Source organism: Craurococcus roseus, assembly GCF_039523795.1.
GTDB lineage: Bacteria > Pseudomonadota > Alphaproteobacteria > Acetobacterales > Acetobacteraceae > Craurococcus > Craurococcus roseus.
Genome location: NZ_BAAAFZ010000015.1, coordinates 84,488 through 107,748, shown reverse-complemented (window position 1 = coordinate 107,748; position 23,261 = coordinate 84,488). Strand labels below are relative to the sequence as shown.

At 74.6% G+C, this 23,261-nt stretch carries 22 protein-coding genes; 9 read left to right on the top strand and 13 right to left on the bottom strand.

From position 1 onward, the window contains the following. Positions 1 to 64 precede the first annotated feature (64 nt). Together ABD067_RS07870 and ABD067_RS07865 are read left to right on the top strand one after the other, a co-directional pair. Entirely contained in the window at positions 65 to 694 is a 630-nt protein-coding gene (locus ABD067_RS07870) for a bifunctional 4-hydroxy-2-oxoglutarate aldolase/2-dehydro-3-deoxy-phosphogluconate aldolase (protein WP_343894675.1), read from the top strand. Next, the gene (locus ABD067_RS07865; protein ID WP_343894674.1) at positions 691 to 1,647 is read left to right on the top strand and encodes a sugar kinase; all 957 of its coding nucleotides are present in this window, start codon (positions 691 to 693) and stop codon (positions 1,645 to 1,647) included. The genes ABD067_RS07870 and ABD067_RS07865 overlap by 4 nt, the downstream gene beginning before the upstream one ends. A gap of 93 nt (positions 1,648 to 1,740) precedes the next feature. Here ABD067_RS07865 and ABD067_RS07860 read toward each other — a convergent pair whose 3' ends face one another. The 5 genes from ABD067_RS07860 to ABD067_RS07840 all read right to left on the bottom strand — a co-directional run bounded on the left by ABD067_RS07860 (position 1,741) and on the right by ABD067_RS07840 (position 6,767). Continuing rightward, positions 1,741 to 2,130: a response regulator gene (locus tag ABD067_RS07860; RefSeq protein WP_343894673.1), complete on the bottom strand. Its 390-nt coding sequence runs from the start codon at positions 2,128 to 2,130 to the stop codon at positions 1,741 to 1,743. Positions 2,131 to 2,315: 185 nt separating this feature from the next. Continuing rightward, the gene (locus ABD067_RS07855; RefSeq protein WP_343894672.1) at positions 2,316 to 3,809 is read right to left on the bottom strand and encodes a M81 family metallopeptidase; all 1,494 of its coding nucleotides are present in this window, start codon (positions 3,807 to 3,809) and stop codon (positions 2,316 to 2,318) included. A 2-nt stretch (positions 3,810 to 3,811) separates the two neighbouring features. After that, positions 3,812 to 5,074: a Zn-dependent hydrolase gene (locus ABD067_RS07850; protein WP_343894671.1), complete on the bottom strand. Its 1,263-nt coding sequence runs from the start codon at positions 5,072 to 5,074 to the stop codon at positions 3,812 to 3,814. Next, entirely contained in the window at positions 5,071 to 5,466 is a 396-nt protein-coding gene (locus ABD067_RS07845) for a hypothetical protein (RefSeq protein WP_343894670.1), read from the bottom strand. The genes ABD067_RS07850 and ABD067_RS07845 overlap by 4 nt, the downstream gene beginning before the upstream one ends. After that, positions 5,463 to 6,767, bottom strand: coding sequence for an ArgE/DapE family deacylase (locus tag ABD067_RS07840; protein ID WP_343894668.1), 1,305 nt, complete (start codon positions 6,765 to 6,767; stop codon positions 5,463 to 5,465). The genes ABD067_RS07845 and ABD067_RS07840 overlap by 4 nt, the downstream gene beginning before the upstream one ends. An 80-nt stretch (positions 6,768 to 6,847) precedes the next feature. Here ABD067_RS07840 and ABD067_RS07835 point away from each other — a divergent pair, with 80 nt between their 5' ends. The 6 genes from ABD067_RS07835 (at position 6,848) to ABD067_RS07810 (ending at position 14,199) form a co-directional block, all read left to right on the top strand. Further along, positions 6,848 to 7,885 carry a histone deacetylase family protein gene (locus tag ABD067_RS07835; RefSeq protein ID WP_343894667.1) on the top strand — a complete coding sequence of 346 codons (1,038 nt, stop codon included), beginning with the start codon at positions 6,848 to 6,850 and terminating at the stop codon, positions 7,883 to 7,885. Then, complete coding sequence (locus ABD067_RS07830; RefSeq protein WP_343894666.1) at positions 7,882 to 8,889, top strand: dipeptidase; 1,008 nt, start codon at positions 7,882 to 7,884, stop codon at positions 8,887 to 8,889. Before ABD067_RS07835 ends, ABD067_RS07830 begins: the two co-directional genes overlap by 4 nt. Before the next feature lie 45 nt (positions 8,890 to 8,934). Next, complete coding sequence (locus tag ABD067_RS07825) at positions 8,935 to 10,491, top strand: YifB family Mg chelatase-like AAA ATPase (protein ID WP_343894665.1); 1,557 nt, start codon at positions 8,935 to 8,937, stop codon at positions 10,489 to 10,491. Between the two features lie 69 nt (positions 10,492 to 10,560). Continuing rightward, positions 10,561 to 11,007: a hypothetical protein gene (locus ABD067_RS07820; RefSeq protein WP_343894664.1), complete on the top strand. Its 447-nt coding sequence runs from the start codon at positions 10,561 to 10,563 to the stop codon at positions 11,005 to 11,007. 922 nt (positions 11,008 to 11,929) lie between these two features. Next, positions 11,930 to 13,669, top strand: coding sequence for a gamma-glutamyltransferase (gene ggt, locus ABD067_RS07815; protein WP_343894663.1), 1,740 nt, complete (start codon positions 11,930 to 11,932; stop codon positions 13,667 to 13,669). Positions 13,670 to 13,722: 53 nt separating this feature from the next. After that, positions 13,723 to 14,199: a CreA family protein gene (locus ABD067_RS07810; protein WP_343894662.1), complete on the top strand. Its 477-nt coding sequence runs from the start codon at positions 13,723 to 13,725 to the stop codon at positions 14,197 to 14,199. A 50-nt stretch (positions 14,200 to 14,249) separates the two neighbouring features. On the opposite strand, the gene ABD067_RS07805 is transcribed toward ABD067_RS07810, so the two are convergent. The 5 genes from ABD067_RS07805 to ABD067_RS07785 all read right to left on the bottom strand — a co-directional run bounded on the left by ABD067_RS07805 (position 14,250) and on the right by ABD067_RS07785 (position 20,222). Next, the gene (locus tag ABD067_RS07805; protein WP_343894661.1) at positions 14,250 to 14,795 is read right to left on the bottom strand and encodes a hypothetical protein; all 546 of its coding nucleotides are present in this window, start codon (positions 14,793 to 14,795) and stop codon (positions 14,250 to 14,252) included. A 222-nt stretch (positions 14,796 to 15,017) separates the two neighbouring features. After that, complete coding sequence (locus tag ABD067_RS07800; protein ID WP_343894660.1) at positions 15,018 to 15,596, bottom strand: EF-hand domain-containing protein; 579 nt, start codon at positions 15,594 to 15,596, stop codon at positions 15,018 to 15,020. A gap of 154 nt (positions 15,597 to 15,750) precedes the next feature. Beyond that, entirely contained in the window at positions 15,751 to 17,157 is a 1,407-nt protein-coding gene (locus ABD067_RS07795; RefSeq protein ID WP_343894659.1) for a M20/M25/M40 family metallo-hydrolase, read from the bottom strand. A gap of 64 nt (positions 17,158 to 17,221) precedes the next feature. After that, the gene (locus tag ABD067_RS07790) at positions 17,222 to 18,364 is read right to left on the bottom strand and encodes a DUF418 domain-containing protein (RefSeq protein WP_343894658.1); all 1,143 of its coding nucleotides are present in this window, start codon (positions 18,362 to 18,364) and stop codon (positions 17,222 to 17,224) included. Positions 18,365 to 18,449: 85 nt separating this feature from the next. Continuing rightward, positions 18,450 to 20,222, bottom strand: coding sequence for an FAD-dependent oxidoreductase (locus ABD067_RS07785; RefSeq protein WP_343894657.1), 1,773 nt, complete (start codon positions 20,220 to 20,222; stop codon positions 18,450 to 18,452). 144 nt (positions 20,223 to 20,366) lie between these two features. Between ABD067_RS07785 and ABD067_RS07780 the strand changes: the two genes are divergently transcribed. Continuing rightward, a complete protein-coding gene (locus ABD067_RS07780; RefSeq protein WP_343894655.1) occupies positions 20,367 to 20,954 on the top strand; it encodes a hypothetical protein in 588 nt (195 codons plus the stop codon). 152 nt (positions 20,955 to 21,106) lie between these two features. Here ABD067_RS07780 and ABD067_RS07775 read toward each other — a convergent pair whose 3' ends face one another. The 3 genes from ABD067_RS07775 to ABD067_RS07765 all read right to left on the bottom strand — a co-directional run bounded on the left by ABD067_RS07775 (position 21,107) and on the right by ABD067_RS07765 (position 23,256). Next, on the bottom strand, positions 21,107 to 21,310 hold the full coding sequence (locus tag ABD067_RS07775) for a hypothetical protein (RefSeq protein WP_343894653.1): 204 nt from the start codon (positions 21,308 to 21,310) through the stop codon (positions 21,107 to 21,109). Between the two features lie 135 nt (positions 21,311 to 21,445). After that, the gene (locus tag ABD067_RS07770) at positions 21,446 to 22,297 is read right to left on the bottom strand and encodes a quinoprotein dehydrogenase-associated SoxYZ-like carrier (RefSeq protein WP_343894652.1); all 852 of its coding nucleotides are present in this window, start codon (positions 22,295 to 22,297) and stop codon (positions 21,446 to 21,448) included. Positions 22,298 to 22,302: 5 nt separating this feature from the next. Further along, complete coding sequence (locus tag ABD067_RS07765) at positions 22,303 to 23,256, bottom strand: quinoprotein relay system zinc metallohydrolase 2 (protein ID WP_343894651.1); 954 nt, start codon at positions 23,254 to 23,256, stop codon at positions 22,303 to 22,305. Between the last annotated feature and the right edge of the window lie 5 nt (positions 23,257 to 23,261).

Below are 23,261 nucleotides of genomic sequence, written 5' to 3'. Positions count from 1 at the left end.
TATGCGCGGGGACGGCGCGCGGCCAGTGGCGCGGGCGCGGCATCCGGCGCATCCTCCGCGCGCCATGACGCACGACCTCATGAACGAACTCCGCCGCGCCCACGTGGTGCCGGTGGTCCGCACGAACGACGCGGGCCACGCCCTTTCCGCCGTGGAATGGCTGCGCGAAGCGGGCTTCCACGTGTTCGAGATCACCATGACGGTGCCGGACGCCCCCTCGCTGATGCGCCGCCTGGCCGCCGAGCCGGGGCTGCTGGTGGGCGCCGGCACGGTGCCGGACGTGGAAGCGGCGCGCGCGTGCCTCGACGCCGGGGCGCGCTTCATCGTCACGCCCTGGGTCGATCCGGCGGTGATCGCCACCACGCGGGAGGCCGGCGCCCTGCCCCTGCCCGGCACCATGACGCCGACCGAGATCCGCGCCGCGCTGGCGGCCGGCGCGGCGGGCGTGAAGATCTTCCCCGCGGCGTCGGTCGGCGGGCCGGGGCACGTGAAGGCGCTGCGCGCGGTGTTCCCCAGGGTCCCCTTCTGCCCCACGGGCGGCGTGGACGCCTCGAACGCGCCGGCCTACTTCGAGGCGGGGGCGGACTTCGTGGGCATGGGCGGCAAGCTGGTGGACGAGAAGCGCATCGCGGCCGGCGACAAGGCGGCGATCCTGCGGGCGGCGCGTGACGCGCTCGGCCTGATGGAAGCGTGAGGCGCGCCGCGGTGCCGGACCTGCTGTGCATGGGCGAGCCGATGCTGGAGCTGAACCAGCGGCGGCGGCCGACGGACGCCCCGGGCGGCGACCTGCCGCTCTACCTCCAGGGCCACGGCGGCGACACCAGCAACGCCGCCATCGCCGCGGCGCGCAACGGCGCGAGCGCGGGCTACGTCACCGCGGTCGGCAAGGACGCGCCGGGCGACAGCTTCATGGCGCTGTGGGCGCAAGAGGGCGTGGACACGGCGACGGTGGCGCGGAGCGACGCGGCGCCGACCGGCCTTTACGTCGTGTCCCACGGCGAGGAAGGGCACCGCTTCACCTACTACCGCGCCGGCAGCGCGGCCAGCCGCATGGGCCCGGCCGACGTGCCGGAGGACGCGATCCGCGGCGCGCGGATGCTGCACGTCTCCGGCATCAGCCAAGCCATTTCCACCAGCGCCTGCGACGCGGTGTTCCGCGCCATCGAGGTGGCCAAGGCGGCGGGGGTCGGCGTGTCCTACGACACGAACCTGCGGCTGGCGCTGTGGCCCAAGGCGCGCGCCGCCGCGGTGATCCACGCGGGCGTGGCGCAGGCGGACGTGGCCCTGCCCTCCTTCGACGACGTGAAGGTGCTGACCGGGCTGGAAGATCCCGACGCGATCGCCGACTTCTACCTCCGCCTCGGCTGCCCGCTGGTGTTGCTGAAGTTGGGGGCCGGGGGCGTGCTCGTGGCGACGCCGTCGCGGCGCGAGCGCGTGGCGGGCTTCAAGGTGCAATCGGTGGACGCGACCGGCGCCGGCGACACCTTCGCCGGTTCGTTCCTCGCGCGCCACTTGGCCGGCGACGACCCGTTCGCCGCGGCGCGCTACGCCAACGCGGCGGCGGCGCTCTCCACCACGGGCTACGGCGCGGTGGCGCCGATCCCGCGCCCGGACGCGGTGAACGCGCTGTTGCGCGAAGGCGGCTGAAAGCGGATCGCGTCCGACCGTCCCCGGGCGGGCGCGTGAGGACGCTCGTCGGAACAACGGGCCGGAGCGCGCTTCAACCCCTGCCCCGACCCTTCAATGCAAGGAGAAGCCCAGCACCCGGACGGGCACCAAGCGGCGCACGGCGCCGAGCAGGGCCGCGTGCGTGAACGGCTTCACCACGTAGCGCTCGCGCGGGCCGAGGAGGTGGCCGTCGAGGCCGTCCGGGTGCCCGGTGGCGTAGACGATGCCGACTTCGGGCCAGTGCCGGCGCGCGTGTTGGCCGAAGGCCAGGCCGTCCATGCCGGGGCCGAGGTGGAGGTCGGTCACCACCACGGCCGGCGCCGGCCTGCCCGGGTCGCTCGCCACGAGCGCCAACGCCTCCTCGGCGGAAGCCGCTTCGGTCACGGTGAAGCCGGCATCGCGCAGGAGGGCCGCCGCGCTCTCGCGCAGGAGGCGTTCGTCCTCCACCAACAGCACTTGCATTTGGACGCTCCACCCCGCCTGCTCCCGCCATGCGGGCGAAACCAAGCCAACAATCGCTTTAAAGGCGAGAAACGGCGTGTGGGTTCGTTAAGTCAGTGCATTGAACAAATGCGGGCGGAGCGGCTGACGCGGATGTGAGCAATACCGCAAAACCGTGCCGACGATTCGACGGGCGGCCCCGGCCTTCAACGGTTCGCTCCGGGCCGGAGGCGGAGCGACGGGCGGAGGCGCGTGAAGGGCAGCACGGCCGGGTCCGCCACCACCGGGCCAGGCGCGGCGGCGACGATCACCTCGGAGGCGATGGGCTGGAAGTCGGCGCGGAAGTGGACGCTGGATTTCAGCGCGACGATCTTCTGCTCCGCCGGTTGCACGCCGAGGTGGGTGAAAAGCGCCTGGTCCAACGCCTGCATCTTGCGCGAAACGACGATGACGCGCACGCCGGGCGAGACGCGCACCAGCGCGGTAGGCCCGAGGTCGATCGGGTTGCCGCCAGCCATCGGGCCGGTGCCGGTGAAGCGTCCGTCGCTCAGCCGCTCGACGGCGGCCGCCACCGCGAGCGGCGCGCCGTCGCTGCGGCCTCCCAGGGACAGCGACACCGTGGCGCCCTCCCCCGCCGCGTGGCAGGCGGCGGCGCTCTCCGCGTCGTTGATGAGGCCGAGCACGGCGCCTTCGGCGCCTTGGCGCACCAGCTCGGCCAGGAGGCCGGTGGTGTCGCCGTGGCCGCCCCCGCCCGGGTTGTCCTGCGTGTCGGCCAGGACGACCGGGCCGGTGGCGGTGCGCGCGACGGCGATGGCGCGGGCCACGCCCTCCGCGGCGGGGACGACGCCGCCAGCGAACTCCGCCTCCTTGGCCTCGATCCAACCCGCGAGCGCGCCGGCCGCGCGGTCCGCCGCGGCCTGGTCGTCGGCGAAGGCGGCGACGGAAACGCCGCAGTCCGGGAAGTCGGCGTAGGGAAAGCCGAAGCAGAAGGCGAGTTCCGCGACGCCTTCCGCCTCGGCGATGCGGGCGCGCTCCTCCAGCACGTCCCGCATCGGCGGGACCAGGGTGCACTGCGCCCCGAGCGGGATCAGGAAATCCACCTGGCGGAAGGCCTTCGCCCAGGGACGGCCGCGGCGGGCGCGTTTCAGCAGCAGCCGCACCGCCCGCGTGCCCGCCGGCTTCATGTCCACATGCGGGTAGGTGCGGTAGGGCACCAGCACGTCGGCGTGGGCCACCATGGCTTCCGTCATGTTGGCGTGCGGGTCGAGGCTGGCGGCGACCGGCACCTCCGGCCCGACCGCGGCGCGGACACGGCGGAGCAGCTCGCCTTCGGCGTCGTCGAAGCCCTCGGCCACCATGGCGCCGTGCAGTTCCAGGAACACGCCATCGAGCGGCGCGGCCTCGATCGCGTCCGACAGGGCGGCGAGCATCAGCGCGGCGATGCGCTCGAAAGCTCCGGCGGTGACGGGGCCGGCGGGGTTGGCGAAGCACCACACGAGCGGCGCGATCTCCGCCCCCGCTTCCTCCGCGGCGACTATGGCGCCGGCGCTCGGCACAGAGGTCGGTCGCAGCGCCTCGACCAGCCCGGCCGGGCGTTGCAGCGGCGGGAAGCCGCCGGGCCGCAGGAAATCCCCCCAGCGCGTCGGCATGGGCGCGAAGGAATGGCTTTCGTGCTGGAAGCCGCCAATGGCGATGCGCATCCCTACCCCCTGACGAGGCCGGCGGTGGCGAGGGCGGCGTCGGCCAGCACCTGCAATCCGGCGGTGGCCCAGTCCGGCGTGATGCTCTCCGCCTCGTTGTGGCTGACGCCGCCGTGGCAGGGGGCGAAGACCATCACCGAAGGCACGCGGCGCGCGACGTAGACTGCGTCGTGGCCGATCCCGGTCGGGATGTCGCGGGCGCGCAGGCCCCGTGCGGCGGCGGCGTCGCGCACGCGCTGGACCAGGGCGGAATCGAAGGGCGTCGGCGGCGAATGCCAGAACGGGGCGACCTCGATCCGCACCTTGCGCCCGGCGGCGATGGCGGCTGCGCGGGCGGCGAGCTCGCGGCCCATCCAGTCGAGGCGCCCCGGGTCGCCGTGGCGCATGTCCACGCTGAAGCGGACGCGTCCGGGGGAGACATTGCGGCTGCCGGGGTGGACGTCGAGTTGCCCGACCGTGCCGCGCCCGGCCTCTCCATCGGCGCTCACCGCGGCCAAGGCGATCTCTTCCACCGCGGAGACCAGCGGAGCGGCCGCCATCAGCGCGTCCCGCCGCCCGGCCATGCGGGAGCCGCCGTGCGACTCGGCGCCCTCCGTCGTCACTTCGAACCAGGACTGCGCGAGGGCGTGGGTGACGACGCCGACGTCGAAGCCCCCGTCCTCCAGCACCGGCCCCTGCTCGATGTGCAGTTCGAGGTAGGCGCCCAGGTTCCGCAGCGCCGCCGGATCGGCCTCGCCGGCCCAGCCGATGCGGCGCAGCTCCTCGCCGAACACCGCGCCCCCGCCGTCCCGCTTGGCCAGGATCTCGGCCTCCGGGAGGATGCCCATCACGGCGCCGCTGCCCATCATCGGCGGGGCGAAGCGGGCGCCCTCCTCATTGGTCCAATTCACCAGCAGCAGCGGCGCTTCGGTCTCGGCGCCCGCCTCGTGCAGCGCGCGCATGATCTCGAGGCCCGCCAGCACGCCGAGCACGCCGTCGAACTTGCCGCCGGTGGGCTGGGTGTCGAGGTGGCTCCCGATCGCCACCGGCGGCCGCGACGGGTCGCGGCCCTCGCGGCGGAACACCATGTTGCCGAGCCGGTCCACGGTGAGCGCGAGCCCGACCTCCTCGCCCCACCGTTGCAGCAGGCGCCGGCCCTCGCCGTCCTCGTCGGTCAGCGCCTGCCGGTCGCATCCGCCGTTCGGCAAGGCTCCGATGCGCGCCATCTCCATCAGCGAGGACCACAGGCGCTCGCCCGAAAGCGGCAGGTTGCGCCCGGCGCTCACGCGCCGCCCTCCCCGACCACCGGGGCGCAGGCGGCGAGCGCGCGGTCGAACCGGTCCGCGATGGCGGCTGCCGTCACGGGGTTGGCGGTCTCGCCGACCTGGCGGACCCAGGGCACCCCGCCGTCGGAGCGCCGCATGATGAGGGCGTAACCCGGATCGATGGCGGGCCAGACGCCGGGCGCGGGCCGCACCGCCGCGCCGTCCGGGACCAGCATCACGTAGGACAATGGCACCTCCTGCGACACGCAAAAGGCCGCCAGCACCGGGCTGCCGCCGTCGAGCCTGCCCTCCGCCCGGGTGCCGCCCCGGATCGGGTCCGGCGAGGGCGGCTGCTGCGGGATGGCGCAGCCGGTGGCGGCCAGGAGCAGGATGGGGAGCGGTGCCCGCGTCATGGCGTCGGCCGCCGCTCCACGCCGCACCATTCGGCGATCATCAGCGCGATGGCGCGGGTGATGCCGTGCATGCTTTCGAGGCCCACGCTCTCGTCGATGCCGTGGATCTCCTGCGCGTCCGGGCCGAAGCAGGCCACGGGCGTGCCCTGGTGCAGGACGAAGTGGCGGCCGTCCGTCAGGCCGGTGGCGGGGTAGTCCCGCAGCGTGCCGCCGGTGGCCTCGGCGTGGGCGCGGCGGGCGAGCTTGACGATCTCCGCCTCGGTGTCGAAGGCGCAGGGGTCGGCCATGAAGCCCTTGAACTCGAGCTTGACCTTGGCGCCGCGCAGCCGCTCGTCGCGTGCGGCCTCGGCGACCAGCCGCTCGATGTCGGCCTTGGTCTCCTGCGCCGTGCGGCCGAGCATCACGCCGACCCGCATGCCGATGCGCGCGCGCGTCGGCACGCTGCTGTTCCACTCCCCGCCCTCGACCGTGCCGAGGTTGACGTTGACCGGGTGGTTCAGGCCTCGGAAGGCGGGGTGGATGCGCTCGGCGGCGTTCATCTCCCGCTCGTAATCCTTGAAGGCGGCGGCGATGGCGTAGACGGCCTCGATGGCGTTGACGCCGGACTGCATGTCGCGGACGTGCGCCGGCCGGCCGCTCACCGTCACCCAGGCCCAGACCACGCCGACCTCGGCGGTGTAGAGCGCGTCCATGCCCGGGCCGGGCTCGGGGATGACCACGGCGTCGGTCTTGGGCATCGCCAGCATGCAGGCCAGCGCGCCGTTGCCGGTGCATTCCTCCTCGATGACGGAGTGCATCTGAACCTCGGCCGCCGGCTGGAGCCCGGCCATGCGGAACGCCTTGAAGGCCATGCAGTACGCCACGTCCCCGGCCTTCATGTCGCCGGCGCCGCGGCCGTACATGCGGCCGCCCCGGACGGCGGGCTCGAAGGGCGGCGTTTCCCACATGTCGGCGGCGCCCTCCGGCACCACGTCGACGTGGCCTTGCAGGGTGAGGCTCCGGCCCTTCGCCGCGCCGCCGGGGCGGTGGACGGCGACCACGTTGTCGCGTCCCTCGTAGGGGATCAGCGGCGGCGAGAAGCCGGGGTGGTCGGCCAGTTGCGCCGGCACCGTCGGCACGCGCCGCGGCTCCAGGCCGAGGCTTTCGTACAGGCTCGCCATCTCGTCGAGCGCCGATGCCTCCCGGCCCAGGGTGGACGGGCACCGCACCAAGCGGGCCAGCGCCTCGACCGAGTCTTCGCGGAGCGTGTCCACGGCGTCGAGAATGGCGCGGCGCGCGCCGGGGTCGAGGGCGTTCGGCATGGCCGCGAGTGCAGCCCGGCCCGGCGGCGCTGTCCAGATGGCGGGGCGACCGGACGGGCGATCCGCTGTAGGCTCGCGGCATGCGCGCTTTCCACCACCCGGACCAGACGCGGCACGACCCGCGGTTCTTCCTCATGCGCGGCGCGGTGCGGCCGAACTACGAAGTGCCGGCCCGCGCGGCGTCGCTGCTCGCGGGCCTCGGCGAAACTGGCTTGCGGGCGGAGGCCGCGGCGCCGGCCGACGCCGCCGCGCTCGCCGCCGTCCACGCCGGCGATTACATCGACTTCCTCCGGGGCGCCGCGCGCGAGTGGGCGGCGCTGCCCGACGCGGGGCCGGAGGCGGTGGCGAACATCCACCCCTCGCCGGAGATGCTGGCCCAAGGCGCGCGCCCGGGGCCGGGCGTCATCGGCCGCGCGGGCTGGTTCACCGCCGACGCCGCCTGCCCGGTCGGCCCCGGTACCTGGGAAGCCTGCCTCGCCGCGGCGGGGACGGCGCTGGCCGCGGCGGCGGAAGCGGCGAAGGGCGGCCAAGCCTACGCGCTGTGCCGCCCGCCGGGCCACCACGCCTACGCCGCGCGGGCGGGCGGGCACTGCTACGTCAACAACGCGGCGCTCGGCGTGCAAGCGCTGCGGCGCGCGGGGGCGGCGCGGGTGGCGGTGATCGACATCGACAGCCACCACGGCAACGGCACGCAGGGCATCTTTTGGGAGGACGGCGCGGTGCTGACCGTCTCCGTCCACGCCGACCCGGACCGCTACTATCCCTGGTACGTCGGCCGCGCCCACGAACGGGGCGCCGGGGCCGGCGACGGGCGCAACCTCAACCTCCCCCTCCCTTTCGGCACCGGCGACGACGGATGGCTGGAGGCGATCGGCCGCGGCGTGGAGGCGGCGCGCGCATCCGGCGCGGAGGCGCTGGTGGTGCCGCTGGGCTTCGACGCCAGCGAGGACGAGCCCCTGGCGGCGCTGAAGGTCACGCCGGACGGCTTCGCGCGGGCGGGCGCCCTCCTCGCCGGCCTGCGGCTGCCGACCGCGATCACGCAGGAGGGCGGCTACAACGTGGACCTGCTGGGCACGCTGCTCGCGCGCTTCCTTTCCGGCTGGGGCGACGCGGCATGAGCGGCGACGCGGTGTTCACGCTCGACTCCCACGTCGACATCCGCTGGCCGGACCCGCCCGACCCGCGCGTGGAAGGCCCCATGCGCGTGGACTTCCCGAAGATGGAGCGGGGCGGCCTGCGGGCGGCCGTGTTCATCGCCTACGTGCCGCAGGGCAGGCGCGACCCGGCCGGCCACGCCGAGGCGGCGGCGCGGGCGGAGGCGATGCTCCGCCACATCCGGGACCGGGCGGGCGGCGAGGCGCGGCGCTTCTGCGCCACCGCGGCGGAGGCGGAAGCGGCGGCGGAGGCCGGGGCGCTGGCGGTGCTCTCCGCGGTGGAGAACGGCTACGCCATGGGCCACGACCTCGGCGCCGTGGCGCGCTGGCGGGCGCTCGGCGCCTGCTACCTGACCCTGACCCACGACGGGCACAACGACCTCGCCGACAGCGCGCGGCCCCGGCAGGCTCTGGGCGACGGGCCTGTGGAGCACGGCGGCCTGTCCGCGCTCGGGCGCGACGCCATCGGCGCGCTGAACCGCGCGGGGATGATGGTGGACGTCTCCCACGTCTCCAAGGCCGGCATGATGCAGGCCGCCGAGGTCTCACGCTCCCCGGTGGTGGCGACGCACACCGCCTGCCGGGCGCTGCGCGACCACCCCCGCAACATCGACGACGAGCAGCTCGACGCGCTGGCCCGCGTCGGCGGGCTGGTGCAGATCACCGCGGTCTCCGCCTTCCTGCGCGCCCCGCCGCCCGGGAGCGGCGCGGCCGGCGCCGAGGCGGGCGTCGAGGACATGGCCGACCACGTGGACCACGCCGTCCGGCGGATCGGCGTCGAGCACGTCGGCGTCTCCTCGGACTTCGACGGCGGCGGCGGCGTTCGGGGGTGGGAAAACGCCGCGGAGACCGGCGGGCTCACCGCGGTCCTGCGCGGCCGGGGCTACGGCCCGCGCGAGCTCGCGTTGCTGTGGTCGGGCAACTTCCTCCGGGTGATGCGGGCGGCGGAGACCCTAGCCGTTTCATAACCTTTGGTTGAACAAGACGCGGATTCCACTACTCTGCGCGCTGCCATGAGCATCGCCCGCGTCCTCTCCTTCGCCTTTTCCGGCATCGAGCCCGTGCCGGTGGAGGTGCAGGTCCAGATCGCCTCCGGGCTGCCGGCCTTCCTCGTCGTCGGCCTCGCCGACAAGGCGGTGGCGGAAAGCCGCGAGCGGGTGCGGGCGGCGTTGGCGGGGCTCGGCTTGTCGCTGCCGCCGAAGCGGGTGCTGGTGAACCTGGCGCCGGCCGACATCGCCAAGGAAGGCTCGCATCTCGACCTGCCGATCGCCCTCGCCGTGCTCGCTGCGATGGACGTGCTGCCGCGCGAGGAACTGACACGGTACGCCGCGCTCGGCGAACTCTCGCTCGACGGCGCCATCAACGGCGTGGCCGGCGTGCTGCCGGCGGCGCTCGGCGCCTCCGCGCGCGACCTCGGCCTGATCTGCCCGGCGTCGCAGGGCGGCGAGGCGGCCTGGGCCGGGCGCATCGAGGTGCTGGCGGCCGACAGCCTGCTCGCCCTGATGAACCACTTCCGCGGCACGCAGGTGCTCACCCCGCCCGAGCCGCCGCGGATCGACCCGGCGGCGTTGCAACGGACCGGGCCGTGCCTCTCCGAGGTGAAGGGCCAGGAAAGCGCCAAGCGCGCGCTGGAGGTGGCGGCGGCCGGCGGCCACAACCTGCTGATGGTCGGCGCGCCCGGCGCCGGCAAGTCCATGCTGGCGATGCGGCTGCCGGGCCTGCTGCCGGATCTGACGCCCGCGGAGGCGCTGGAGGTCAGCATGGTCCACTCCGTCGCCGCGCTGCTGCGCGACGGGCGGCTGGTGGTGCGCCCGCCCTTCCGCGACCCGCACCACTCGGCGAGCCAAGCCGCGCTCGCCGGCGGCGGCAACAAGGCGCGGCCGGGCGAGATCAGCCTGGCGCACCACGGTGTGCTGTTCCTGGACGAGTGGCCGGAATTCCCGCGCCCGGCGCTGGAAGCGCTGCGGCAGCCGATGGAGATCGGCCACGCCACCATCAGCCGCGCCAACGCCCACGTCACCTACCCCGCGCGCTTCCAGTGCGTGGCGGCGATGAACCCGTGCCGGTGCGGCCACCTCGGCGACCCGTCGCGCGAGTGCGGCCGGGCGCCGCGCTGCGGCGAAGATTACGCGATGCGCCTCTCCGGCCCGCTGCTCGACCGCATGGACCTGTCAATCGAGGTGGTCCCGGTGCCGGCCGCCGAGATGTCGCGCGCGCCGGCGGGCGAGACCAGCGCGGCGGTCGCCGCGCGCGTGGCCGAAGCGCGAGAACGGCAGCGCGCCCGCTACGGCGCCGACGGCCCGCGGTGCAACGCCGTGGCGGACGGCGCGGCGCTGGAGCGCGGCTTGGCGGCGGACGCGGCGGCGCGCGCCTTGGCGGAGCAGGCGGCCGAGCGGCTGCGCCTGTCCGCGCGCGGCTTTGTCCGCACCCTGCGGGTGGCGCGCACCATCGCGGACCTCGCCGGCAGCGGGACCGTCACCCGCGCTCACGTCGCGGAGGCGCTGGCGTTCCGGCACCGCAGGGCCGAGCGGTCACAGGCCGTTGTGGGCACGAGCAAAGCGCCGGCGTAGTCGGGCGATGCGGCGCGCTTTTACGGCGGAGCGTTGCGGGCGATCCACTTCCGGTTGAGGTGAAGGTCAATGCCACTGCCCGACGGTGACAAGAGGGCCGGCTGGGCCGCCGTGATCCTACTCCTCGCGATCGTGGTACTCATCGCCGCGACGATGGTTTGGCTCGTCGGTCCGCCGAGCTGGGGTGGTAGCCTCGTGCCGATCGCGTGGGTTGTGGTCCTGGTGGCGTTCGGGCCGGCACTCGCACGCTGGGCCGGAAAGTCGGTCCACCGAACGTTTCTTGTCGCTTTGGCCGTGTTCGTAGCCGCTTTTTGCGTCGAGGCGGTTCGCAGCGGATTGCCCGTTTGGGATTGGCCCAGACTTGTGGGCTTATCAGTGATGTCCATGGCGCAAACGTTCGGCGTGCTTATGACGCTGGCCGTCCTGTCCCTCCTCCGCCTTCCCGCACACGGTGGTCCGACGATTGCCGACAGCAACGGAGGCGATGGCGGTCGGGAAGCAGAGAAGTCGCGTTGAACCTTTGACCGCGTCGGGTGGCGCCGGCGGCGCGGGTTTCTTCGCCGGACCCGTGCGCATGGGAGGTCGGACCGCCAGCCCAGGATGAGGCGCCGTCATCATCCGGTTCTTCTCCTCGGTTCTATTGCCGTCGGCCGCACCGCGCCCCCCGATTGTAGCCATCCGCCATCGCCGCACGACCCATGATTGTCGTGCCGGGCCGCAGATGCCGGCCTTGCACCGCATCAGCCGGCGCCCATCACGACGGTCGAGTCGAGCAGAGCCACTGACGAGTTCTCCGGCCTGACCGTCTCGCGTCGCAGCAGCGTACGCGGACGGCGCGCTTCCGCCGCTCGACATCGCTGTCGATATAGGTTATGATTCCTAATGCCCGCTTCCGCCCCCTCGCCCCAACCCGCTGTCTTTCCCCAGGGAGGCATTCACCCTGCTACTGCCCTGCCCGGCGTGAGGCGTCCCTGTCACGAAACCGCAGCGTCTGGGCGTGGAGGGAATTTGTCCGAAAGCGGCAAAATCCGATACCGGACCGGCGCGCCACGGGTCCAGGCGGCAGGGTTCGGGAAAGGCATTTGTCCGAAGGCAGCGCAATCCGCCCCGAAGGCGGCCGGTCCACGACGGCGCCCGTCGTGGACCGGGACGGGCTTTTGTCCGAAAGCGGCAAAACGCGGCACGGAGGCGGCTGCCCCTCGCGTCGGCCGGCGCGGGCCGGAAGGGCATTTGTCCGAACGGCGCAAAATCGCGGCGCGGCGCACCTCCCCTGGGCTGCGCGGTTGAAGGAAGGCCGGTGGCAACGCCTCGTGCGGAATGCGCCGCAGGACCACCGGAGGTCGCGGTTCGTCGCAGGCAGCCCCGGACCTGCCTGGGCCAGTCCGCCGCCAGCGCCCCCGCGCATGGCCGCGCCCGGCGCCATCGGATAAGCCGCCGCATGGCACGGCTCCTGTTCCTGCTCCTGCTGCTCCTCCCGGCGGCGCCCGCCCCGGCGCAGACCGCTCCCGCCATCGCCGGACGGCACATGCTCGCCGTGCCGGACGCACGCGCGGCGGAAGCCGGCTTGGCCGTCCTGCGCGAAGGCGGCTCCGCGGTGGACGCGGCGATAGCGGCGCAGGCCGTGCTGACTCTGGTCGAACCGCACGCCTCGGGCATCGGCGGCGGCGCGCTGATGCTGCACTGGGACGCGGCGGCGCGGCGGCTCTCCGCCTGGGACGGCCGGGAGGTGGCGCCGGCCGCGGCGACGCCGGACCTGTTCCTGCGCCCCGACGGCACGCCGATGGGCTTCCACGAGGCGGCGGTGGGCGGCCGCGCGGTGGGCGTGCCGGGCGCGCTGCGGATGCTGGAAGCGGCGCACCGTGAACACGGGCGGCTGCCCTGGGCGCGGCTCTTCGCGCCGGCGGTCGCGCTGGCCGAGGAAGGCTTCGCTGTGTCGCCGCGCCTCGCCGACACCATCGCGCGCGAGGCGGAGCGGCTCGGCCGCGACCCGGCGGCGCGCGCGGCCTTCCTGCTGCCGGACGGCTCGCCGCCACCGGCCGGGCACCGCCTGCGCAGCCCGGCCCTGGCCGCGACCCTGCGCGCGGTGGCGGAGGGCGGCGCGGACGCCCTGCACCGCGGGCCGGTCGCGGCGGCGATCGCGCAAGCGGTGCGGACGAACCCGAATCCGGGCGGCATGACCCCCGACGAGTTGGCCGGCTACGCCCCGGTGCGGCGCGAGGCGCTGTGCGCGCCCTACCGGGTGTTCGTCGTGTGCGGCTTCCCGCCGCCCTCCTCCGGCGGCGTCGCCACCTTGCAGATCCTGTCCTTCCTGTCGCACCAGGACATGCCGGCGCTCGGCCCGCTGCGGCCTGGGCACGGCGCGGCGCAGGCGCTGGATGCCGCGCTGCTGCTCGGGGAGGCCGGCCGCCTCGCCTTCGCCGACCGCAACCGCTTCCTCGCGGACGCCGACGTCGTGCCGGTGCCGGTGCGAGGGCTGCTCGACCCGGTGTACCTGCTCGCCCGCGCGCAGATGCTGGACCGCGACCGGGCCTTGGCGCCGCCGCTTCCGCGGCCCGGCAACCCGCCCCGGGGCCCGGCCGCGCCGCCGGCCAGCCAACCGCCGCAGCCGGAAAACGGCACGAGCCACCTCTCGATAGTGGACGGGCACGGCAACGCCGTGGCGCTCACCACCACCGTGGAGGACGCGTTCGGCGCACGGATCGTCGCGGCCGGCATGGTGCTGAACAACCAGCTCACCGATTTCTCCTTCCTGCCGGAGATCGGCGGCCGGCCAGTGGCCAACGCCGTGGCGCCGGGCAAACGCCCGCGCTCCTCCATGTCGCCCACCATCGTCTTCGGCGCGGACGCTTCGCCGGTGGCGGTGGTCGGCTCGGCCGGCGGGTCGCGCATCATCGGGCACGTGGCGCAAACGCTCGTCGCCATGCTCGACTGGGGGCTCGACCCGCAAGAGGCGGTCGCCCTGCCGCGGGTGGGCGGGCGCGACGGCGTGGTGGAACTGGAGGCCGGCACCCCCGCCGCCGCCTTGGCCGACAGCCTCCGGGAACGCGGCGTGCCGGTGGAGGTGCGGACCAACGCGTCTGGCCTGCACGCCATCCGGATCGGCCGCGGGCCGGATGGGGGCCGGCGGCTGCTCGGCGGCGCCGACCCGCGGCGGGAAGGGGTGGCCGTCGGTGATTGAAACCGCCGGAGCGGAGCGGCGTCCTGCTCCCGACTGATTGGGAGGACGACAGGATGCGGCGTGCGATCTTGGGTTTGGGCGCGGCGATGGCCTTCGCCTCGGCTTCGCCGGCCCGGGCGGACGAGACGAAGGAGATCGGGCACGTCAACACGGCCTTGACCAACCTCGGCCTCACCCGCAGCCACCGCGTGGTGGTGGAGCGGTTCGAGGACCCGAAGGTGCGGGGCATCTCCTGCTACATCAGCCAGGCGCGCACCGGCGGGCTGTCGGGCATGGTGGGTTTGGCCGAGGACCCGGCGCGCTTTTCCCTGAACTGCACGGCGGTCGGGCCGGTGCAGGTGGCCGAGAACGCCCGTCGCGGCGACCGCGGAGAGCGGGTGTACGAGAGCGACACCAGCCTGTTCTTCAAGGAAACCCGGGTCCACCGCTTCATCGACGAGGAGCGGGGCGTGGTGGTCTACCTCGCCTGGAGCACCAAGTTGGTGGAAGGCTCGCCGCACAACGCGGTGGCGGTGGTGCCGATGCGATAGGAGGTCCGGGGCGGGCGGGCCCGCGACCCGCCCGCCCCATCCTTTTCAGTTCAGCGGGACTGGCTGCTCCCGCCGGTGCCGGGCTGGTTGCCCGAACCTGTCGCGGCGGTGCCGCCGGGGCCGGTCGAAGCGGTGTTGGAACCGCCGACGCCGCCCACCGAGCCCGGGTTGCCCAAGGCGGACGACGGGGGGGCGCCCATGGCGCCGCCCATGCCCATGGCGCCGCCGGGCGAGCCGACCATGCCGCCGCCCATGTAGGCGCGGTCGCGGTCGCTCATGGAGCCGCCGCGGCGGACGGCCCGGCGCTCTTCCCGTTCCATCCGGCGGCGCTCGGCGGCCGACATGGGCCGCTCGGGCATGGCGCCCGATGGGACGGCGGCCATCGGCATGGGAGCCGCGGACGGGGCGACGGTGGTGCCGCTCTGGTTCACGGCGCCGCCGACCATCGGCGTGCCGCCCATGGCCGGGGCGGCGGCGGACATGCCGCTCGACGACCGCGCGGCGGCGGCGCTGGTGGCGCGGTCGCTGCGGCCGGTGTCGCACGCGGCGAGCGCCAAAACCGCGGCGGCCGCTGTCCCGGCAATCTTCCAAGCCATGCTCGTTCCTCCTTTAAAGCGTCGCAGGAATGCGCCCGTAAGCGGCGCAGACATCGCGGCTTTGCCGGAATGGAACGCCTTGCTCAAGACATGGTTTCGAATGCAAAGCCGAACGTGGCGGCGCGCCGGCTACGGTGTGGGATTTTGGCCACCGCCGCGTTACCGCGGCGCTCCGGGGCCGGCCGGTGAACCGCCCTGCCCCCATGGGCGCCCCAGGCCGGCTCAGCGGGCCGGCGCTTGGCCGCCCTGCCCGCCCGGGCCTTGGCCGCCACCGTGGCGCGGCCCCATGCGGCGTTGCGGCACTTCGTCGCGCGACACCGCGTTGTCCGCGTTGGCGTCCAGGCCGCGGAAGCGCGCTTCCACCACCGGCCTCACCTCGTCCAGGGTGACGCGGCCGTCGCGGTTGGCGTCGATCGAGCGGAACATGACGTCGCCGAAGCGGGCACGGCGCGCCGCTTGCTCGGGCGAAGGCGCCTGCGGCGCGCCGGCGGGGCCGCCCTCCTGGCGCCGGGCGCCGGGGCCGCGCGCGGGGCGCAGCGCTTCCGCTTCCTTGCGGGTGAGCCCGCCGTCACGGTCCGAGTCGGCCGCGGCGAAGCGCCGTTGCACGAAGGCCCAGGCCTCATCCCAAGCCACGCGGCCGTCCTTGTTGCCGTCCATGTCATCGAAGATGGCGCCGCCGGGGCCGCGCCCCTGCTGGCCCGTAGGCGGCGGGTTCGTCGCGGCGGGTTGCGCCAGGGCGGCCGGCAAAGCGGCGGCCATCGCCACGGCGGCGAGGAGGGCGGAGCGGAACATCGTTCTCATCGTGGTCCTTCCCAGGCGGGCCGCGACACGCGGCCGACGCCACCGGATATGCGGCCTGTCTGTAACGGGTGCGTTTCCCGGAGCGCCCATAAGCGTCATGAAAGGTAACCGGGAAGTTGCCGAGTCGCCGCGACGGCCTTGGAAGGGCGACGCCTCACCCCCGCGGCCGCGGCGTGCCCGGCTCGCCCAAGTCCCACCACATCCCGGCGAAGGCGAGCAGCCCTTCGCGCGCCGGGCCGGTCAGGAGGTGCTCGTCCGGCCCGTGCTGCTTGCAGCCGTTGTAGCTGTGCGGCACCCAAACCAGCGGCAGCCCGAGGTGGTCCACGAACACGTCGCCGGGCAGGCCGCCGGAGCTGTTGGGGATGATCTGCACCGCGCGGCCGAGCGAGCGCTCCATGCTCGCCTGCGCCCAGCGCACCCAGGGGTGGTCGGGCGCGGTGCGGCTCGCGGCCATCCGGGTCGCGGCGCCTTCGAGGCGCACCAGGTCGCCGAAGCCTTGCGCGTCGAGGTGGCTGCGGATGGCGGCCTCGAAGCCGGCGGGGTTGGTGTCCACGGTGTAGCGGATCTGGCAGTGGGCGCGGGCGTCCGGTGCCACGGCGTTGACCGGGTTCTCCGGGCGGCCGCTCACCATGGCGAGGACGATGAGGCTGTTCCAACCGTAGATCTTCTCGGCCGCGGTGAGGCCCGGCTCGCCCCAGCCCTCGTCCACCGTGGCCGCTCCGCCGCCGCCCCCGACCGGGCAGCCGTCCAGCACGCCGCGCACCGCCGCGGGCACGCCGTTGCGCGGCAGCAGGTCGCGCACCAGCACGCGGCCGTTCCTGTCCATCATGGAGGCGAGCGCGTGCGCCAGGATGATGGCGGGGTCGCGCGTGAGGCCGCCCCAGTGGCCGGAATGCACCCCGCCCTCGCGGAGCTTCACGACGAGGTCGAAATGCCAAGTGCCGCGGGTGCCGGTGGCGATGGTCGGCACGGCGGGGTCCACGCGCGGGCCGTCGGAGGCGATGAGAGCGTCGGCGCGGAGCGCGTCCTTGTTGGCGGAAACGAACTCGCGGAGGCCCTTGCTGCCGCGCTCCTCCGCCATCTCCAGCACCACGCGGACGTTGGCGCCGAGGCGGCCGCCGCGCTCGGCCAGCACCGCTTCCAGGGCGGCGAGGTTGAGCGCGTGCTGGCCCTTGTTGTCGGCGGTGCCGCGGCCGTACCAGCGGTCGCCGTCCTCAGTGAGCGTCCAGGGCGCGAGGCCGGGGCGCCACTGCTCGTCCAGGCCGCGGACAGTGTCGCCGTGGCCATAAAGGAGGACCGTGGGGCGGGACGGATCTTCGATCCGCTCGGCGGTGAGGATCGGGCCGAAGCCCTCAACCGGATTCGGGTGGACGGCAACGGCGAAGCCCAAGCGCTCCAGCCAGGGCTGGATGCTGCTGCTGAGATAGCGGTCGAGGTCGGCCTCCCTCCCCTCCTCCTGGGAGGTCGAGGGAACGGCCACCAGCCCGGCCAGCAGGTCTCGGAAGCCACCGCCGTCGAAGAAACCGGCGGCGCGGAAGAGCGCGCCTTCGCGTGTGGGCATCGTGGTCCTCCGTGGCTGTCCGCACCATCGCGCAACGGCCGGCCGGGGTCCATCCGCCACGCCCTCACCGCGCCCACGCGCGCAGCAGCCGCTCCGCCGGCCCGGCGCGGAACCGGCGTAGCCAGAAGCGCGACGCCACGAGTCCCGCCGCGGCGATCGCCAGGGAGGCCGGCAGCAGCGCCGCCGCCCCGAGCGATCCGTACAGGCCGAAGCCCCAGCCCATGAACAGGAGGTTCGCCAGGAGCGACTGGCCCAGGTAGTTGCTCAGCGACATGCGGCCGGCCGGGGCGAGCCACCGCTCCATGAAGGCCCGTGCCCGCGGGGCGCGCCAAGCGCGGGCCAGGGCGAGCAAGTAGAGCGCCGAGAGGCACGGCGCCCCCACCGCCAGCAGCGCGCCGGCGCCGCCGGAGGGCCAGCCGCCGGGCAGCCGGTAGGCGGCAGCCGATGCGATGTTGCCGACGACGGCGCCGGCGGCGAGCAGCGGCACGGGCGGGAGCGCCCGCGCCAGCCGCGCCGGGTCGTCGAGCAGGCCGCGCCGGCCCGCCACCACGCCGGCGCAGAAGGCGGCGAAGGCGAGCGGCCAGTTGAACAGCAGCACGATCAGCAGCCCGAAGGGCAGGTCTTCCAGCCGCTGGTTGAGCGCTTGGGCGAAGCTCCCGAGATAGGCTTGGCGCGCCGCCTCCCGCGCAGCCGCGCCCTCGCCGCCGCCGCCGTCGGAGCCGCCCCAGGACAGGAGCGCGAAGGCCACGGCCGCGACCGCCACGCAGCCGCCGGCGATCGCCAGGAGCCGCCGGTCCGGCAGGTCGCGCACCGCCCAGAGCACCGCGCCGAGCAGCGCGTAGGCGGTGAGGATGTCGCCCACGTAGAGCAGCGTGGCGTGCAGCCCGCCCAACACGAAGAGGCCGACGAGGCGGCGCGCGTAGGAAGAGGGCGTGGCCCGGCCGGCGCGCACGCGCTCCAACTGGCGCTGGAAGCCGAAGCCGAACAGCAGGGAGAACAGGACGAAGAACTTGCCTTCGAACAGCGCCAGGACGAGCAGGCGCGCCGCGCCGTCGAGGGCGGAGGAATCGCCCGGCGGCGAGGAGGCGATCCAGGGCAGGTTGACGACGCAGATGCCCACCAGCGCGAAGCCGCGCAGTGCGTCGGCGAAGGGGGAGCGGCGCGCGGTGGACTGGGCGCCGGCGGGGGCCGGGCCGGACTCGGGCATCCCACGTCTCCTGCGCGCGGCCCCGGCGCCGCGCTCCTGGCAGGCAGGTGGTGGCGGGGCCGCGCCGGTCGAGCCCTCGCTCCGCTCACCGCCCGGCGGCGTGCTCGCGTTCGCGGAGGTCCCCGTCCGCCTCGGTCGCCGGCGCGTCGTCGGCCCGACCGGCCATGTGGCGCGCGGCGATGTAGCCGAAGGTCATCGCCGGGCCGAGGGTGATGCCGCCGCCGGGATAGTTGCCGCCCATGACGCTGGCGAGGTCGTTGCCCGCGGCGTAGAGGCCGGGGATGGGTCGGCCTTCGCGGTCCAGCACCCGCGCGTGCGCGTCGCCGCGAAGCCCGGCGAAGGTGCCGAGGTCGCCGGGCACCACCTTCACCGCGTAGAAGGGCGCGCGCTCCAGCGGCGCAACGCAGGGGTTCGGCTTCACCAAGGGGTCGCCGAGGCTCCGGTTGTAGGCGGTGCGACCGCGGCCGAAGGCGGGGTCCTCGCCGCGCCGCGCCGGTCCGTTGAAACCGGCCACCGTGCGTTCGAGCGCCGCCGCATCGATGCCCGCTTTGGACGCCAGCTCCGCCAGCGTCCGCCCGCGCAGCAGGTAGCCGGAGCGCAGGTAGGGCGCGAGCGGCAGCGGGAAGGGCTTGGCGAAGCCGAGACCGTAGCGGCGGAGCGTCGCGTGGTCGCAAAGGAGCCAAGCGGCGTGCTCGCGCCCTTCGGTGGCGGCGACCATGGCCTGGATGAAGTCGTGGTAGCTGTCGGCTTCGTTGACGAAGCGCGTGCCGGCGGCGGTGACGGCGATGACGCCGGGCTTCGCGCGGTCCACGAAGTGCGGGAAGGTGCCGGTGGTGCCGTCCGGCCGGGGCACCAGCGAGACGGGCACCCAGGCGGCGGCGTTCGGGTAGCGGTCCTCCACCGCGGCGCCGGCGGCTTCGCCGAGGCGCAACCCGTCGCCGGTGTTGCCGGGCGGCGCGGGCGACCAGTGCTCGGCGCCGGTGGGCGCGTGGCGGAACAGGGCGCGGCGGCGGGCGGCGTCCTGCGGGAAGCCGCCGGCGGCGAGCACCACGCCGCGGCGGGCGCGCACGCGCACCGTGCGGCCTTCGCGCTCGACCAGGGCGCCGCGCACCGCACCGTCTTCCACCAGCAGCTCGCGCACGGGCGCCGAGGTCCAGAGCGGGATGCCGAGGTCGAAGGCGGATTTCGCCAAGCGGCCGACCAGGGCGTTGCCGTTGGTCAGCCGCATGGAACGGCCGTGCAGCGCCACGTCGCGCCCGTGCCGGGCGAGCAGCCGGGCGACCACGGCCGCGGACTCGACGGAGCGGGTGGCGTTGAAGAAATGCACCAGCTCCTTGCCGGTGCCGATCATCATGCCGAGGAAGGTGATCTCGCGCAGAGGCGGGCGCAGCCGGTCCTTCTCGGGGCCGAGTTCGCGCGCGTCGAAGGGTTCTGCGCAGATGGAGCGGCCGCCCGGCGTGCCGCCGGGCGCGTCCGGGTGGTAGTCGGCGAAGGCGGGGCCGAGCACGAAGCGGACGGCGGTTTCGCGCTCGAAGAACTCCACCATCTCCGGGCCGTGGTGGAGGAAGGCGCCGACGCGCTCGGCGTCGAAGTGGTTGCCGGCCTCGTGGCGGAGGTAGGTGCGCGCGGCTTCGATGCTGTCCCGCACGCCTTCGCGCCGCGCGGGCGGGCTGCACGGTATCCAGAGCCAGCCGCCGGAGCGCGCCGTGGTGCCGCCGTAGACGGCTTCCTTCTCCACCAGCAGCACGTCCAAGCCGAGCTTGCGCGCCGTGACCGCCGCGGAAAAGCCGCCGGCGCCGGTGCCTATGACCAGCGCGTCGCATTCGTGGGTTTCCGCCGCCGCCGAGTAGTCCGTCATGCGCCGCGCCCTTCCCCGCTTCCGGCGACGGTAAGGGCCGCCCAGGCGCGCGGCAAACCCGGGCGCGGAACGCCGCGGTTCGCGTTCCGTTATCGTAGCACCGGCCCGCGGCGGCTCCGCGGGCGACGGATCGGAGGGAATGTCATGTTAAACGCGAGAAGGATCGCGCTCGCCGCCGCCGGCGCTTGCTTGGCCGCCGGCGCGGCGTGGACGCCGTCGGTGGCTTCGGCCGGGCCGTGTTCCAACGACATCGCGGAGTTGGCTCGCACCCTGAGCGCGAGCCCGGCGCTCGGCGGCACGCCGACCACCGGCACACTCTCGGGCGCCGGGCCGAACAACGCGCCGGCGGCGGGTGGCGGCGCGGCCGCGGCGACCTCGCCGGACCGCACCGCCGGCACCTCCGGGTCCGGGCGCCAGGGTGGCACGGCGGGCACGCGGGAGCTGAACGCCGCAGTCGGCAACCAGGTCGCCACTTCGCCCGAGGACGTGCGGCGGCAGCAGCAAGGCCAGCCCACGACCGCCGCCCAGGCCGAGGCGGGGCAGCGCGCCCAGTCCGACCGCGAGAGGGTGGAGGTGGTGCCGGGCGCCCCGGGCGGCCCGTCGGCCGGTGGCGGCGACCGCATGGAGCGCGCCAAGGCCGAGTTGGAAACCGCGCGCACCCTCGACCAGCGAGACGACGGCTCGTGCCGCGACGCAATCAACCGCGTGCGGCAGGCGATGCAGGGCAGCTGACCCGCGGGGCGGGTCGCGCCAGCCACAGCGCGCGACCCGCCTGCCGGGCGCCCACACTCGCTTCACGCCGACTGTCCTCGGCGCGGATCGCGTGTGGCCTGTTTTGAAGCGGCGGTGGACGGGTCCGGTGGAAACACCGGCCTGTTCGCGGTCTAGATAGGCGTTTCCCGCGGGCGGTTGTTGGCTTCGCATCGCCATTTCGTCAGCGTGTAGGCCGGGTGTTGGGCGATCCAGCGCGCCGCCAGGAACTGGCCTTGCGTCGCACAGGCGAGAAAAGAGCCCTCGAAGGACGGGCGTTCTTCTTTGCAGGTGGACGGCGACGCAGCGAGGCAAACGGTAAGGACGAGGTGGATCACTGGGCAGGCACTCCGGCCGTGCGGGAGGACGAGCGATGGCGCCGGAGCGCGCGGCCGCCGTGTTTGGAACGGCACCAACCGCCGATCGGACCGGCGGGCGCCGTCCGGAACTGTATCACGTCCTGGTGAGTGCCGTCATCCGCTGTTCCCGAGGGTCCAAGCGGTTGCGAAGCGGCGTTCGCGGCTGTCCTCCGCCTCCACCCGCAACTCGCCCCCGGCCTCGCCTGCGAAGGCGAAGCCGAAGGTGGGGTTCTCGGCGATGGAGATGTCGGCTTCGACGGTGAGAACCTCCGCGCCGCGATAGAGGACGCGGAGGGTGCGGACGAATTCCGCCGGGATCGAAAGGCGCGAAAGCTGGTCGATCTGCAACCCGGACAGGTTGGGGTGACTGAGCGCCACCTGCACCGGTACGGCGCGGTCCGGCCCGGTCGGGGGGCCTTCGGGCATCACCAAGCGCATGCGGCCCATCCTTTCGCGCGCGGCGCGGAGGTCGGTGCCCACGGGGGCGGAGCAGCCGCCGGCGGCCTTCACGAACTGCGCCGTTTCCAGGAGGCGCCCGTCGTCCAGCTCGGCCACGGCGTGCATCAGGGTGTAGGCGTCCACGCGCACGCGGGTGGAGAGCGCCCGCAGGTCGCCGGCGGGGCCGGCGCGGAACACGGCGGCGAGCGGCGCGGGGTTTTCGTCGATCACCAAGTGGACGGCGCGCGCCCGCGGCGCGGTTTCGGGCGAGAGGGACAGGGAGACCGGCACCGCCGCCGCGTCGAGCGCGCGGGGCGGCGCGACCAAGGTCAGGGCATCACCTGCCGGCTGCGTTTCGCGGTTGTCGAAGATCGCCGCTTTGAGGTCGCGCCAGCGTTCGGCGCGGCGGGGCGCCTCGGCGGGTTCGATGCCCTGGGCCCGGGCGCCCCCCGCCGGCGCGAGCAAGGGCAGGCCGAACACGCCGGCCAGCAGGGGACGCCGGGCGAGGCGGTGGGCGGCGACGGCCATGGCGGCTACTCCCATTCCAGTTCGCGGTAGGCAGTGGACACGTTGCGCCCGTGGTAGTTCTCCGCCAAGCGCCAAGACCGCGCTTCCACGGTTGCGACGCGGGACGGCGCTTCGGCGATGCCGAGGCCGGCGGCGATGGCGGCGCGGGTGCCGTCGCGCAGGGCTTCGAGGTAGCGGGTCAGCGGTGCCGCCGCGTCCGGCCAGGGCACCGACGGGGGGCCGTGGCCGGGCACCGCCCGCGCCGCCGCGGACCGGCTCTCCCGCAGCGCCGCCAGTTCGCGCAGCCAGCCGGACAGGCTGCCGTCGAGCGAGGGGATGCGCTCCACGAAGAGCAGGTCGGACAGCCAGAGCGTCGAGGTGGCGGCGTCGAACAGGCTGAGGTCGGCGTCCGTGTGCGCGGGGCCGTGGGCGGCCACCGACAGCGCGCGGCCGCCGCCGAGGTCGAGGTCGAGCCGGTCCTCCACCAAGCGGGTCGGCGGGAGCGCGTCGCTGCCCGCCGTCGCGACGGCGCCCATCTCGCGCTCCATCATGCGCAGGTAGCCGTCGCGCCGCTGCGCCAGGGCTTCGGGCAGGCGGGCGTGGCCGACCACCTCCGGGCGGAGGTCGGCGAAGGCGGCGGCGCCCATGATGTGGTCGGGGTGCGCGTGGGTGAGGACGACGTGCCGGACCGGCAGGGGCGTGGCGGCCTCCACCGCGCGGCGGAGCCGCCGGCCGTGGGCCAGGCTGCCGCCGGGGTCCACCACCGCGACCGACGCGCCGCCGACGACGAAGCCGACGTTGGCGATGGCATTGCCGTTCGTGGGCGAGGCGTCCTCATGCAAGCCGGGCAGGACGAATACGCCGGGGGCGACCTCCACGACCGCGCGCGCGCCGGCCGACGGCGGTGCGGCGGCACCCAGCAGCAACGCCCCTCCGCCGACCCCCAGCAGCAGCGCGTCGCGGCGGCTCGCGGCGCCCATGGCCG

Coding starts and splice junctions, on each gene's coding strand:
- ABD067_RS07765 (WP_343894651.1), bottom strand. CDS start 23,256: ATGGGCGCCGCGAGCCGCCGCGACGCGCTGCTGCTGGGGGTCGGCGGA.
- ABD067_RS07770 (WP_343894652.1), bottom strand. CDS start 22,297: ATGGCCGTCGCCGCCCACCGCCTCGCCCGGCGTCCCCTGCTGGCCGGC.
- ABD067_RS07855 (WP_343894672.1), bottom strand. CDS start 3,809: ATGCGCATCGCCATTGGCGGCTTCCAGCACGAAAGCCATTCCTTCGCG.
- ABD067_RS07825 (WP_343894665.1), top strand. CDS start 8,935: ATGAGCATCGCCCGCGTCCTCTCCTTCGCCTTTTCCGGCATCGAGCCC.
- ABD067_RS07840 (WP_343894668.1), bottom strand. CDS start 6,767: ATGCCGAACGCCCTCGACCCCGGCGCGCGCCGCGCCATTCTCGACGCC.
- ABD067_RS07795 (WP_343894659.1), bottom strand. CDS start 17,157: ATGCCCACACGCGAAGGCGCGCTCTTCCGCGCCGCCGGTTTCTTCGAC.
- ABD067_RS07790 (WP_343894658.1), bottom strand. CDS start 18,364: ATGCCCGAGTCCGGCCCGGCCCCCGCCGGCGCCCAGTCCACCGCGCGC.
- ABD067_RS07805 (WP_343894661.1), bottom strand. CDS start 14,795: ATGGCTTGGAAGATTGCCGGGACAGCGGCCGCCGCGGTTTTGGCGCTC.
- ABD067_RS07780 (WP_343894655.1), top strand. CDS start 20,367: ATGTTAAACGCGAGAAGGATCGCGCTCGCCGCCGCCGGCGCTTGCTTG.
- ABD067_RS07810 (WP_343894662.1), top strand. CDS start 13,723: ATGCGGCGTGCGATCTTGGGTTTGGGCGCGGCGATGGCCTTCGCCTCG.
- ABD067_RS07860 (WP_343894673.1), bottom strand. CDS start 2,130: ATGCAAGTGCTGTTGGTGGAGGACGAACGCCTCCTGCGCGAGAGCGCG.
- ABD067_RS07845 (WP_343894670.1), bottom strand. CDS start 5,466: ATGACGCGGGCACCGCTCCCCATCCTGCTCCTGGCCGCCACCGGCTGC.
- ABD067_RS07800 (WP_343894660.1), bottom strand. CDS start 15,596: ATGAGAACGATGTTCCGCTCCGCCCTCCTCGCCGCCGTGGCGATGGCC.
- ABD067_RS07785 (WP_343894657.1), bottom strand. CDS start 20,222: ATGACGGACTACTCGGCGGCGGCGGAAACCCACGAATGCGACGCGCTG.
- ABD067_RS07870 (WP_343894675.1), top strand. CDS start 65: ATGACGCACGACCTCATGAACGAACTCCGCCGCGCCCACGTGGTGCCG.
- ABD067_RS07835 (WP_343894667.1), top strand. CDS start 6,848: ATGCGCGCTTTCCACCACCCGGACCAGACGCGGCACGACCCGCGGTTC.
- ggt (WP_343894663.1), top strand. CDS start 11,930: ATGGCACGGCTCCTGTTCCTGCTCCTGCTGCTCCTCCCGGCGGCGCCC.
- ABD067_RS07820 (WP_343894664.1), top strand. CDS start 10,561: ATGCCACTGCCCGACGGTGACAAGAGGGCCGGCTGGGCCGCCGTGATC.
- ABD067_RS07830 (WP_343894666.1), top strand. CDS start 7,882: ATGAGCGGCGACGCGGTGTTCACGCTCGACTCCCACGTCGACATCCGC.